This is a genomic window from Hominimerdicola alba, assembly GCF_900109655.1.
Lineage (GTDB): Bacteria > Bacillota > Clostridia > Oscillospirales > Ruminococcaceae > Hominimerdicola > Hominimerdicola alba_B.
The window spans coordinates 56,184-69,142 of sequence record NZ_FOAT01000009.1; the positions used below are offsets into that span (position 1 = coordinate 56,184).

Below are 12,959 nucleotides of genomic sequence, written 5' to 3' on the forward strand. Positions count from 1 at the left end.
TCAAGTTTATGCACTGAAATGCACAAATTAGATAAATTTCAAAATATATGCTTCGTATCCGATCAATTAGTTTTATCCTTAATATACTCTTCAAGACTGCTTTTTGCGATCCTATTTGATCTGGGTCCCAGCTTAATGACCTTTAATTCACCCGTTTTTACTATAGCATAGACTTTCTGCTTGCTAACGTGCAGTATTTCTGCTGCCTCAGCTATAGTAAGATAATCTGTAGTCTTCATATCTGAAAATCACCTTCTTTCTGCCTTTACTGTGTTTTATGATCCTATAGCATTTATCTTTTACCTTTTTATCAGTAAACCCTAAAACTGTGTCAAGTGGTGACATATATGAGACTGTATCCTGTTGGATAGGGATCGGTGAAAAACCGATATCATTTAGTACTGATGGTGTTCTGATCCGCACTTTCTTCGTATTATAGCTGTCATACAATGCTGTCTCTGAATGGATGTCCATTTCCGACAGCTTTTTGATATAGTCAATCAACTTCTTGGCTTTCTTTTTTCCGCCAAACCATTTTTCGATCAATAGCCCCTGCCATCTTTCAGATACATAGCAGAGGTCGGTGCGATACCTGAACATCGCATCATAAAACTCTTTTACCAGATCAGCTCGACTCAGATACATAAACAAGAGTGCATCACTTGTTGAAAGACCTTTAGTCTTCCTGTTGATATACCTGCGGCTGCATCTTAATTCAACACGCATAGTTTCTTCAAATGAGTATAATACCTCCTGAGGATAACCCTGATCTATTGATGCACGGTGCTTGTTATACACTACAAACTCAGCACCCTGAGATACATTGCACACATTAAAGGAATCCTCACACCTGAACTCAGGTGTATTTTCCTCCAGTTCAGTATTGGGTCTGTAGCCTCTGCTTAACGACATTTTACGCATTATAAGTATATATCCCTGAATAATGCTTTCAGGTACATTATGGATGTCATTTGTTATATCTATCCTGCTTAGTTTAAAGTCATCTAACTCAAGTTCCGTGAATAAATGGCTTATCATCCTATCCAGTATAACTAAAGCCATTTCAAAATCGTCTCCGCACGTTATATTATTTGAAAATGTACCGGGCTCGATCAGTTTGCTTGGATTTACGATCAGGATCAGCTTATGGTTTCCCTTTCCGTCTTTGCCTTCCTTTTTACATTTTCGACTTACGATAGTCAATCCTCGATCTGTATACTTAGTGCTTTTATACTCGCCATTTATATTGGCAAGCTTATGGTCAGTCAATTCTAATATGTCGTCTAGTGTCGTTCGGTACGACAATTCAAAGGTATGTACAAAGTAATTATTCATTATAATTCCTCCGATCTGATTATTATAACAATGTTGTAAAATAATAGCTTATTATTACCTATTAGTACTATAGTTTATAATTTATTATTTTTTTACATAACAAGTATTATAATATTGATCGTGGGGGTATGGGGGCTACCTTTTTTCTATCGCCAAAACGTGGTTTTGTTTACCGCTTATATATATGCAAAAAAAAGATGCCCTGTGAAGAGCATCGTGGTTTGATTATAAATTAATACACTGCATCTCTAAATGTTTTTTCTAACTCCAAGAGAATGAATGGCTTTGTAGAAATGAAATACAGGCTACTGCTTTCATATTAAGTCAATCGCCATATCTAAGCTAAGTTAGCCTTCAATATAAGCCAATAGATCTATTAACTATTATTGTTCTTATTACAATATATAGTTATTATACCACCAAAATATAATTTCAACCAGGAAAATTTTCTATTTGGTGGTTTTTATATCTATATATTTTTCCATTATAAGTCTGACATCATTCTCCAGTTCCATCTTCTCTTCTTTACTTGCACGTTTTCTCTCTTCTCTGGACGGCTTAAATTTCGCTTTAGTATTAATTAATTTAAGTACCTCTTTATAAGACTTTTCAAACCTATTTAATGTATCCTCCTGTGTTAGTTTTCCAGAATTATAATCCCCTATTATCATATCGATATAGTGGTAGTAACTTTTCTTTACTGCATTAAAAAGATCCTTATCAATTACGTCCTCAGTTGACGCTGCATTTTTACTGAAACGTTTCTGTATCTTACGTTTCTTTTCAATCACCGGATCACTTTTGCATTTTCTGTTATATTTTTCCTGAGCTGCCAACGATCGACACGTCTTATCTGAACCGTTTATTTTGTAATCGCAATATTTTTCCCTAAGACTATAGGCAATAAACAGCTTCTTACATGACTCACATCTTTTTATTTTAATTTCATTGTCAAGAATTTGGATCAGATACATATAAAGCAGTTGATCAAACGTGTAAAATTCAAAATAATAATACTCATCAAAATCAAGGTCTGCCTCATAATCATCAATACTTAGTGTTTCATCAAGGTCAAGATTTGCACCCAAGATATATTCCTTCTTAATATCTGCAATAGACCTTTCCATCATCAATACCCTTTTTCTTATATCCGGACTTAATTGCAGGATAAACAGCTTTAGGAAACTATCCTTCTTACTCTTGATCTCATGCGGATCGGAATTCGCATATATACACAAGGTCTTTTTGAAAGTGTCAAGTGTTATTTCAAGCGTATTAACATCATATCTCAAATTCACTTCATTGATCGCAACATTATATTCCTCTATAAAATAGCCTATTATTTTTTCCGCATATTCTTTGTCTATAATCCTCTCATAGATGATAGGACTTATATAATCTGACAATACCTTTTCTGGGGCAGTGACGCCATATATCATCCAATAATTCCCATGCCTTATCAAGTCCATTATCTTATATACTATCTCATAACACGATAATATTACCCCGGAAGTCAAGTTATTAGTCGGAAATGAAGAGTAAGTGAGATTCACGATAAAATACGGGTGTACTTTACTTAAAAGGAAGCAATAGTGATCAGCATATTCCTTGGGAGTTAGTTTTAAATCGAGGTAATTTGCAGACAAAATCTGAGTTTCCTCCAAAGTCTTATGATAATCCATAGTTATTGCATCTACTATCAGTTTTACACTATTCAACCTTCTTTGTTCATGGGCATTATCTTTTATTTCTATCCAAGTCACTTGGTTTTTATCATAACTAACAGGACAAGTTAACAGCGTTTTACACACATCTATGTCATCTAAATAATTATCGTTTTCCTTGTTTGTCATTCTACATCCCCCTTTGGCTGGTAGACAATTTTTATTGTTGAAATAAATTTTCTACATTATCGGTACAATATTAGTTCTAGTAGTGGTAAAATACTTACATAAACTACAATCACATGACATTAGCCAAGTCTGTATCATATCATTATAATTCAGACAAGGACAATTGTCAACAACTTAATCTGGGAGGGTTCATTATGAATAACGAAAACTATCAGAACGCCGAGAACATCGCTTACTCTAATCGGGAAACGGAAGAAGGCAGCAACTGTATTGATATTTCTTCCAAATGTAGACTTGAGGTTCTAACCACGGTTATGAATCTCAAAAAAAATGGATCATTAGAGTACCAGATCCCAATTAAATACACTCTATACAAAGATAAAGAGTACCAACACCCGGAGTATAGTGAGACTATGGTATACAAGGGATCTGACTTCAATGATCCACGCAAAAAGTTTTATTATCCCGATTGGGTACTTTGGGATTTTCAATTAACTGCTAAAGTTAAAAAATCACTTTTTGCAACAATAACAAAGATAGCACACTCCATGGACTACGTGAAACATTATGAATTCCCTATAGGATACAACATAATTGATTCCTGGCGTGTTTTCAATACCGGTGACACACTGATTTACCCTGACAAGATCAAAGCCTATCTGAGTAATTCAGATTACAGATTAAAAGACTATGAAATCGGTCCTGAATGTTGGAAATTTGCAAAAAAAGTTATGGATGATATCCCTGCTGTGCAGAATCTGTTCATTGCATCACTGATTCCCTATATTTTAATCCTAATTAATCCTTCTGAACGTTCAAGGTACAATCTAGTCACTGTGCTATTGAAAAATGGAGAGACTTTTGCTACTGAACTGTGCAAGATTTTTTTCTCAATGTATGTCTACAAGAATGATCCCGAGCGACCTTACAATTTGTTCGATCTTGACAGCGATTTAACCGATATCGAGACTGCAACTCAGATGAATAACTGTACTGTAGTGCTTGATTCTCTGAGGAAAACAGACGTTAAAGAGCTGGATCGAAAAATAAAGCAAACAGTAGCAAAGTTGATCTTCAGAATGGATGGATTAAACAACGATGCTCATAAAGGCAAAAATCTGTCAATAAAATCCAACCTTGCTATAATAGCAGATTACTTTTTTGAAGATCCGGCTATACTCAGGAGATGTATATTCGTTTTAATGAATTCCTCCTGCAAGAAAAAGCAACTGACTTGGTATCAGGAAAATGCCAGGTATCTAATGGGATTGAAGGTACTATTTATACAGTTCATTCTTAAAAATTTTGACGAATTAAAAGAGACAGCGAACTTGCTGCTGAACCAGTATTCGTATAAGACCGCCAGTCGTAAACTCAGCGATTATAACGCTATTATGCACGTAACAGCTGAGATTTTTCTGAAGTTTTACTTTGAAACAAATAATTACGATGATTCAGCGTGTTTAATTGACTCAACTAATGGTAATGTTGTAATTCATCACTCAAAACAAGATCTCTTCGATAGCATTGATAACTGCATAGCAGATACCTGGCGTATGTTAGAACCAAGCAAGGATTCATGGAAATACGATGTAATAAATGAGTTTCTTAAGGAAATCATTTTAGAGGATCCAAAGTATGTCACACACGACATAGAGCAGTTCAAACAAGAGCTAGAAGACTACGGCGATAAACTTCCTCCCCATTTTGTTTACTACTCAAGTTTTAATAATCAGTACATTGTACGTTCCAAGCATCTGGAGAAGCATTTTTGGAAGAAGTGCGAAAAATCGTTCAGCGGCAAGAGTATAACTAAAATATTAGCTAAGGATATCAACGAGGATAAAGAGAACTGTCTTATCGAAACCGAAGGCAAAAATCTGACAGTCCATGCTTTATCGGATTTTCAGATCAACAAACGTTTTATCTGTATCAATAAGAAAACGGCTAAAAAGTATGTTAAGCAGATTCTTACTTAGAGCATACCCCGAGCCCGGACTTATACATTATTTTATTGTCAAAAGCCATAAGCACCAGCTTCAGAGCGAGGTGCTTATGGACACAATATAACCAATACGAAAGGAGGGCTGAGCATGGATAACAGCACAAGGAACACAACTGAATCCAGGATAGTCATGCTGACTATCAAGGAGGCTGCTGAACTGGTAGACGGACTTACTGAGTACAGAGTACGTCAGATGTGTATCAACAAGCAGATACCCTGCATCATGGCGGGTAAGAAGTACCTTATCAACAAGGACATCTTCCTTAATTATCTGGGTTGTCCGAACGCCTAACTACTTACGGCGCATATCCAAAGCATGCTGCAGAGGGTATGCGCCTTTATTTTGAGGAGGAATAATTATGGCATCAATTAAAAAACTGAAAAGCGGGGCTTACGAGATAAAAGTCTCCTGCGGATACGGAGTAGATGGGAAACAGCGAAGCCAGTACAAAACCTGGCGACCTTCACCGGGAATGTCCCAGAAGCAGATCGACAAAGAAGTCCAGCGAGTCGCTGTACTGTTTGAAGAGGACTGCAAACGCGGACAGATCACAGCATCGATAAAGTTTGAGACCTTCGCTGAACAGTGGTTTGAAGAGTACGCTAAAGTAAATCTTCGTCCCACATCGTACACCAGAATGAGGCAGCTCACCAAAAGGGTCTACCCTGTTCTAGGTCATAAGAAGATGGACAAGATCACCAGCCGTGATATACAGGCATTCACAACTGATATGCAAGTGAACGGCAAAAACTACAACAGCGGAAAGCCGCTCTCGCGAAAAACGGCAGTTCATCATCTGAGCTTTATTTCGGATGTCTTCAATTACGCCATACGTATGGGAATGCTCAGCGACAACCCATGCAGACGTGTATTTATCCCCAAGAGTGAAAATGAAGAGAAGGAGATCTACACTTTAGACGAGGTGAAAACGCTGTTCGGAAGTCTCAAAGGGGAACCGATGAAATATCAGGTATATCTAATGCTGGCGATATACAGCGGGTTCCGTCGCAGTGAGATGCTGGGGCTTGAATGGAAGGATATCGACTTTGATAACGAGATCATCCACGTCAGGCGGACATCCCAGTACACCAAGGAGAAAGGTATCTACACAGACACAACGAAAACCAAGAAGTCCAAGCGCGTGTCGAAATTTCCACCGATTATAATGGATCTGCTGAAGCGCTTTAAGGAAGAACAGGACGAATACGCCAATCAGCTCGGCTCCAAGTGGGAGGAACATGACAGGCTTTTCACCAAATGGAACGGCGAACCCATGAATCCCCAGACTCCTTTTGAGTGGCTGAAAGGCTATTGCGAGCGAGTAGGCGTACCATTCCGTAACATTCATTCCCTGCGTCATCTTCACGCTAGTCTTCTGATTTACGAAGGCGTAGACGTTGTAGCAGTTTCAGCCGATATGGGGCACAGCGTCGTGGGAACAACTTTGAACTTGTATTCCCATATGTTCCAGGAAGCCAAAGCCCGCAACTGCGATGCTATAACCAAGGCACTGGATTTCGGTGAGAATGAGTACAACGCTGACAAAAACAAGTGACAGTTAGTACATAAAAAGCCGCAGATCAGACTGCGGCTTTTTTTTACTTAGACAGAGTTTCATCCGATGCAGAAGTGTAAACGTGTGCCACCCTAATATCACTCATACATATACATCACAGTCGTTCCCGACATACCGCTTTTCATCGGAATGAGCCAGCCGCTTTCGCATAGTTCACGCATTATCTGTTCTGTTTCATTGAAGATCAGCAGCACAGGAAGTTTGCCCACATAGTCCACAAGGTGCGCTGGGGCGTGGTCGGTGAGGATTTCCTTAATCATGTCGAGGCGTGAGAGCGCGTCCTGACAGATTTCCCTTCCGATACCACGGATAGCGTTATTCAGCACGTCGCCCTGCTCCTTGGTCAGGCAGGGGAAGTTTGGCCTGATACCGTCCTCTGTCTTTACCGCCAGTCCCAGCTCGATAAGCTCCGAGCAGACCAGCTTTTCGTTATCTGTCTGCGGCTGTTCATTCATCAGCCTGCACAGCATATCACCGCGTGCCGCAGTCACTTTAGGATGACGCATAGCTCCGTTTATCGCAACGTCACAGAATGCGATCAGTCCGTTCTTGCAGTAGGAAGCGCTTATGCCCGTTAAGAATCCGCTCGAGCTCTCCCCCGGATCGTTCTCCACAAATAACCTGAAGCACTTCTCCCCGAAGATATCGGTTGGATAATCAGGCTCGTGATCGCTCTGAGCCATATCCACATAAGCAAGGCGAAGTATCAGCGAGAGCAGCATCCATTTCAGGGAATTGTTTGACATATCGCTACCGTAAAAACCGAGTTCTTTGACATCTATGAGCATTTTGTCGATCACCCCGGACAGATACTTTGTGATCTCACCGACTGCCTGCTTGTTTGCGCGAGTGATCTCGTCTAGGGTCTCCTTCGTGATGATCGGCACATTGGTCTGATAGAATCCGTTCTTCTCAGTGAGCAGCTCGTACTTCACAAGCTTCCTGATATCGTCCTCAAGGTAAGCCGTGGGTACGCCAAGCTGCAGGCTTATCTGTTCCTCGTTCTGCCTGTCGTAATAGCACGCCATCATTATATTCTGTGCGAGTCTGCTATCGAACTTGTCATAGTAATTGTTTTTTCCGCCCCAGAAAAAGAGATTCAAATTTATCGGCTGATAGCTGAGCTTTCCGTAATTTCTTTCCATATTTACGCCCTCCCGTATTCGTTTCCTTGACTGAAAGAGAAGATATTTCACCATACTTTGAGAAAGCAAAAATCGTTCGGAGATATCCTTTACCGACAGCCCGTCAACGTAGTGAGCAACCATGACATGACGGTAGTTCGAGTTCAGATGCGAAAGTTCGCGGGTCAAAAGGCGGAGCTGTTCATTCTCGGCTGCCTGTTCTTCGAGCGACTCCCAGCTGCCGTCGGATAACGTCTCGTCAAGCTCGGAAATGTCGTGCCTGTTCTTATCGCGATACCAGCCGCGGAGGATATTTTCTGCGGTGCGCCATACAAACGCATAGAATGCCTTCTCATTCGGAAAACTGTTCTCGCCCTTGCAGCTTATAAGCAGTATCTCCTGTGCTAAGTCTTCCGCGTCATGGTAGCTGTTCGTCCGCGAAAGGCAGTAGCGGAACATAGACTTCGACATCTGAGCTATCTGTTCGCTGTATTCGTCACGGTTCATATCTTTTACCTCTTTCGTGTGTTTCTTAGAAGCTTCTGTACGTATAATGCAGAAGTCATGAGTTGGTTAGGGGGAAAGAAAAAATTATTTCAGACTTTGATCTGTTCTTCGTGTACTCCTTAAAAAAGATCTTCACTATACGCCTTCTGTCGGTCAAGCTAAATAGTGCCGAGATCGAGTGCACGGTTTTACAGACCGCCGAGTTTGCCGATTCTCTATACATGCCCATATTGTAAGAGGTACTCACAAATGAGACAATCAATAGTATTATTCAGATACGCTTTCACCAAGAGCAAAAGAGCTGTTGAACTTGTTCATACTCTTCATAGCGATTTTCATAGCTTGTACAGCTTCCTCGGTGTTCTTTATCTGCTTTTTGAGTTGTTTCTTTTCTTCCTTGTCAGCGACATCGGCTTTAAGTCTGAGTTCTACAAGTCCTTTTTCTATATCGGCTATGTTCTGAACATACTGCTCATATACTGTATTTGAGTATTCCACATCATGTTCGTCATTAAGGAATATTTCCCGAACAGAAACCATGAGCTTTGCCGATTGCAGGATCGTATCTTTCTTTCCGAGAACACCTGCAGCACCAACTGCTCCGCCGATACCGGCTCCCACTCCAAGTCCGAGCACAGCACCGCCACCTAAAATAGCCATTGTACCGCCTGCCATACCTAATCCACCAGCGGCAATCGCTCCACCGCCAAGATATGCAAGGCAGGCACTTGTTAGTGCAGCTCCGCTTAATCCTGCAAAATTAGAGCCTACAAGAGCCACGGCAATAGCAGGAGCAAACGCTACTGCGGTTGCGATAGTTACAATGGCTACTCCCGCAGTGATAGTAATACTCTTGATAGCGTTCTTCAACACTTCATTCAATTCACGGATAACCTTATCGTGGCATTTCCTAAGTCTTGCGATATAGCCTTTCTGGTAAAAGCTCTCATTGAAAAAGCCATCAAGGAACTTGTCACCATCTGATTTACTATAGCCAACCAACGGCAGATGTAGTTCCTTATACTTTGTACTCGGAACTTCATTTCCCTTCTTGTCGATCTCAGTGCTGAGAGGATAATAAGGTTCAAATAGCATTGTTTCCAACAGCACAAGCCTGAACCAAGTATGCTCGGGAGAATTTGCACTAATTGCATCATGAAGCTCTTGGACATTGTACCAATGAAGAACAGCATCTTTATCTCCAACAAAAGAGGGAAAACCTTCTTCCATATAATGTTTCCATTCTTCCAGCCATTGCCCTTTCAAGTCAGCTTTCTTTCCACTGCGTTCAACATCATTAACGGTTTTATACATTTCAAGCTCACCATCTTTTCATTAACGTGGTATGTTCCTGCGATCATAGCTTTGAAGTTCGAAATGACCTTGTGCGTCCAGACCAGCTGACCGCTTTCAGGATCGTATGTTTCAAAAACATGAAATTACTTCTGAGCCAACGGTTTCTTATATCCCTAGGCATTGTCGCTCTCGATCTTCTCGATTTGGTGAATATTTCGGATGACAGGATAACCATGTTTCATAATAACAAAACTCCCGAAGCCAACCACGCAAGTCAGCTTCGGGATCTTATTTTTCATATCAAACGCGTCCTCAATAATTCGGTCGTAAGTTGGTCGTAAATCTTGATTGTCAGGTCATAAAGGCCGCATATTTACGCCGTTTATTAGTCAATACTCTTCATCGTACAGAGAAAAATGCTCCCAAGATCATACCCTGTCATATTCTAATAAAAGCCGATATTACGTTGTTTTGAGGCACCACAATACGCATAAAACCATGTATTTATTATCATGTTTTTGGGGTTTGGGCGTAAATCAGACAAGGGCTTCTATGATCGTTTTTTTACCGATCTTCAGTTCACTCACGCCGACATTTTTACTCTTGTTAAAACAGAAACTCAGCAAGTAACCCGTGTCGATATGATAATAATCAAGGTACTCCGTTAACTGCTGTTCACCTCTGGCATTGTACTCATCTCCACGCCAGATCTTCATTTCGATAACGAACTGTTCGCCCTTGTAGTCAACTATTACATCTGTGCGACGATCATTTCGTGTCCGTGCTTCAACATAATAGTTGCCTGTTCCGTTTATGATCGGGCGCAGGTACAGCAGAAAGAAACGTCTGCCGTCCTCTTCAAGAAACTTCTCGGAGGAGTCACCGTAAAGGTCATCAAAATGTGTGACAAACTTCTCAAGCACAAGCTTCATGTTCAGTCTGCCGTTTGTGATGAAACGGTTCTTGTCCGCAGACCAATCCTTCTTGTCATTGTCAGCCACTGTGTCATAAATAAACCAGTTGTACAATCTTGTTTCAAAGATCCTGTTTGCTATCGCAACATGAGTATCACAGCGGGTGACAAAGCCATACATTTCCGCCTCACGTGTAACTTCGCTGTCAGGTCCGTAAATGAAAGTCCTGCCGTTTATCAGGATATCATAGACCATGTTTCTGAGCTGTTTGTTATCCTCCAGCTTATTTATCAAAGAATCAAAAAGCGGCGAAGAACTGTTGATAAGCAGCTTTACTGCCTCCGTAACACCATGCTCATCCCATTCATGTATCTGTTCGTCAATGTGTTTGCAAATAGTCGATACAAGCACCGGATAACCCGAGGTGTTATCGTAGATCAGCTGCGCCAGTCTGTCGATATCCATTCCGGTATGATGGTCATTCTCATACTCGCTCAGCATTGTTGAAATGTCCGCAGGCGAAAAATCCATATCCACATCAAAACTCGATGCTATGTTCCATGGGCTGTTGTGCTTGTGCGCTTCATCGGGACGTATCTTCTGTTTGAGATTGCGTATGTCATGAACGCCCGCAAGTATGACCGAATGGAACGTCGGAGAAACATCACGGTTTATATAATAGCCCCTCAGCTGCGCCAGAAAATCGAGAAAGACCTGATTATTCGATGCCTGATCCACCTCGTCTATCATAAGCACGATAGGCTTGTCGGAAGCAGCGCATATATCATTCAGCGAAATAAAAAGATCGACCAGTCCATAATTCTCTTTCATATAAGCAATATCGGAACCAATGTCGTTTATTTCTTTTTCAAACTGCCTGTCAATACCGAGCTGTCTGAAAGCCCTGATGATGATCTTAGCAAGTGTGACAGAAAAAATATTCTCGCTCTCAAATTTCTGACTGCTCATCTGCATCTGAAAATCCAGCGATAACACATAGTATTCATCGGCAAGGAACTTTGCCAGAGCACGAAGCATTGTGGTCTTACCATACTGCCTGCCACGGTTTATGACAAGATACTGCCCGTCATCGACCTGCGCTTTTATCTGTTCAAGCCTGCTCGTCAGGTCTACCATATAATGCCTGTCTGGTATGCAGTTGCCTGTGATATTGAATTTTTTCGGCACTGTTTTCGCCTCCTTGCTGTGATGTCTTATTGGTATTATTATAGCACGTTTGGAGTGTTTAGTCAATAAAGGAAATAATAAAGCTGTTTATTATAATAAACAGAAAATCACTGTCGCAATGATCTAAGATGATACTCTTTCACTTGAAAAGATTGCTAAGATATCCAGCCTTAGCCTTGAAGAAGTGTTAATGTATATGGACTGCCCGAATATATTTATGAAATCAGAAGCGAGGATAATGCAATAGATATTCAAATTCATAAGAAATAATGTTTGCCAATTCATGTAACAAATAAATTTCCAAGCAAAAAGCTTTTCTTGAAGAATGCCTCAAGAAGAGCTTTAATTTTACATATTCTAGTTATATGTATCCAAACCAGATATGCTGTTTAACTCTGTGATTCAAGACCAATGTGTTCTTACAAAATCGTATTTTTGCAATAAGAGGTAAATAAGAGGTTTTTGACTTGTAAGCAAAAAAAGAAAAGCTTCAAAACAACGTATCTGCGCTGTTTTGAAGCTTTCTGTTGATATGACCCGTACGGGAATTGAACCCATGATTACGCCGTGAAAGGGCGTCGTCTTAACCTCTTGACCAACGGGCCATAATATACGGGAGATAAGTGGTGGCGGTAACTGGATTTGAACCGGTGACACCCTGGGTATGAACCAAGTGCTCTAGCCAACTGAGCTATACCGCCATTTTGTTATCTCCCGTAACGACTTGTTTATTATACACCAAATAAACGCAGTTGTCAATAGTTTTTCGAGAAAAATTTCAGCTTTGTATACATATACTATTTTACTGCACTTTTTGCATTAATTTTGTATTTCAAGTTCAAAAGCATAGGATTTTCAACCGATATTTTGCTTTTGAACTACCGTTTTCTCAGTTATTTTTCCGTTTTTCTGCTGAGAGCTTCATATATTTTGAAAAAAGTCTTCAACGAAGATCTATTTTTTTGCTAGATAGGTCTTCGTTTTCTTTTTTATAAAAGAAAGACAATCAAATGATAAACGCTTTTTTGTTCAGCAAATCCCAGACAACATAACCGATGATGTTTTTCTTGATAATAATATTATAATGTGATATAATTAATGCCGTACACATCGCAGAAACTCTACAGGAAATGTGATGATCGGTCATTTGGGAGATCGAC

9 protein-coding genes and 2 tRNA genes are annotated in these 12,959 nt (G+C 40.2%); 3 read left to right on the top strand and 8 right to left on the bottom strand.

Translation table 11 applies throughout. The features are described 5' to 3' along the window. Positions 1–62 precede the first annotated feature (62 nt). The 3 genes from BMY75_RS10785 to BMY75_RS10795 all read right to left on the bottom strand — a co-directional run bounded on the left by BMY75_RS10785 (position 63) and on the right by BMY75_RS10795 (position 3,188). The gene (locus BMY75_RS10785) at positions 63–239 is read right to left on the bottom strand and encodes a helix-turn-helix domain-containing protein (protein ID WP_081350523.1); all 177 of its coding nucleotides are present in this window, start codon (positions 237–239) and stop codon (positions 63–65) included. Continuing rightward, positions 208–1,335 (bottom strand): hypothetical protein, encoded by a 1,128-nt coding sequence (locus tag BMY75_RS10790; RefSeq protein WP_074833709.1) that lies wholly within the window; start codon positions 1,333–1,335, stop codon positions 208–210. The genes BMY75_RS10785 and BMY75_RS10790 overlap by 32 nt, the downstream gene beginning before the upstream one ends. Before the next feature lie 449 nt (positions 1,336–1,784). Next, on the bottom strand, positions 1,785–3,188 hold the full coding sequence (locus tag BMY75_RS10795) for a DUF6076 domain-containing protein (RefSeq protein ID WP_074833712.1): 1,404 nt from the start codon (positions 3,186–3,188) through the stop codon (positions 1,785–1,787). Between the two features lie 194 nt (positions 3,189–3,382). Here BMY75_RS10795 and BMY75_RS10800 point away from each other — a divergent pair, with 194 nt between their 5' ends. The 3 genes from BMY75_RS10800 (at position 3,383) to BMY75_RS10810 (ending at position 6,749) form a co-directional block, all read left to right on the top strand. Further along, positions 3,383–5,167 (top strand): hypothetical protein, encoded by a 1,785-nt coding sequence (locus BMY75_RS10800; protein ID WP_074833715.1) that lies wholly within the window; start codon positions 3,383–3,385, stop codon positions 5,165–5,167. Between the two features lie 114 nt (positions 5,168–5,281). Continuing rightward, positions 5,282–5,485: an excisionase family DNA-binding protein gene (locus BMY75_RS10805; protein WP_002851741.1), complete on the top strand. Its 204-nt coding sequence runs from the start codon at positions 5,282–5,284 to the stop codon at positions 5,483–5,485. Positions 5,486–5,552: 67 nt separating this feature from the next. Further along, positions 5,553–6,749 (top strand): site-specific integrase, encoded by a 1,197-nt coding sequence (locus BMY75_RS10810; RefSeq protein ID WP_074833717.1) that lies wholly within the window; start codon positions 5,553–5,555, stop codon positions 6,747–6,749. Positions 6,750–6,847: 98 nt separating this feature from the next. Here BMY75_RS10810 and BMY75_RS10815 read toward each other — a convergent pair whose 3' ends face one another. The 5 genes from BMY75_RS10815 to BMY75_RS10840 form a co-directional block, all read right to left on the bottom strand. Further along, positions 6,848–8,401: an RNA polymerase sigma factor gene (locus BMY75_RS10815; RefSeq protein WP_074833720.1), complete on the bottom strand. Its 1,554-nt coding sequence runs from the start codon at positions 8,399–8,401 to the stop codon at positions 6,848–6,850. A gap of 267 nt (positions 8,402–8,668) precedes the next feature. Continuing rightward, positions 8,669–9,631, bottom strand: a complete 963-nt coding sequence (locus BMY75_RS10820; protein ID WP_139199806.1) for a hypothetical protein — start codon at positions 9,629–9,631, stop codon at positions 8,669–8,671. Between the two features lie 602 nt (positions 9,632–10,233). Next, a complete protein-coding gene (locus tag BMY75_RS10830) occupies positions 10,234–11,799 on the bottom strand; it encodes an AAA-like domain-containing protein (RefSeq protein WP_074833725.1) in 1,566 nt (521 codons plus the stop codon). A gap of 533 nt (positions 11,800–12,332) precedes the next feature. Further along, positions 12,333–12,404: transfer RNA gene (locus BMY75_RS10835), tRNA-Glu, on the bottom strand. 19 nt (positions 12,405–12,423) lie between these two features. Next, positions 12,424–12,500, bottom strand: a tRNA-Met gene (locus BMY75_RS10840). Positions 12,501–12,959: the final 459 nt, after the last annotated feature.

Bases quoted from the DNA above. Each gene is read 5' to 3' on its own strand.
- BMY75_RS10820 (WP_139199806.1), bottom strand. From the start codon at position 9,631: ATGGAAGAAGGTTTTCCCTCTTTTGTTGGAGATAAAGATGCTGTTCTT.
- BMY75_RS10805 (WP_002851741.1), top strand. From the start codon at position 5,282: ATGGATAACAGCACAAGGAACACAACTGAATCCAGGATAGTCATGCTG.
- BMY75_RS10800 (WP_074833715.1), top strand. From the start codon at position 3,383: ATGAATAACGAAAACTATCAGAACGCCGAGAACATCGCTTACTCTAAT.
- BMY75_RS10785 (WP_081350523.1), bottom strand. From the start codon at position 239: ATGAAGACTACAGATTATCTTACTATAGCTGAGGCAGCAGAAATACTG.
- BMY75_RS10810 (WP_074833717.1), top strand. From the start codon at position 5,553: ATGGCATCAATTAAAAAACTGAAAAGCGGGGCTTACGAGATAAAAGTC.
- BMY75_RS10795 (WP_074833712.1), bottom strand. From the start codon at position 3,188: ATGACAAACAAGGAAAACGATAATTATTTAGATGACATAGATGTGTGT.
- BMY75_RS10815 (WP_074833720.1), bottom strand. From the start codon at position 8,401: ATGAACCGTGACGAATACAGCGAACAGATAGCTCAGATGTCGAAGTCT.
- BMY75_RS10790 (WP_074833709.1), bottom strand. From the start codon at position 1,335: ATGAATAATTACTTTGTACATACCTTTGAATTGTCGTACCGAACGACA.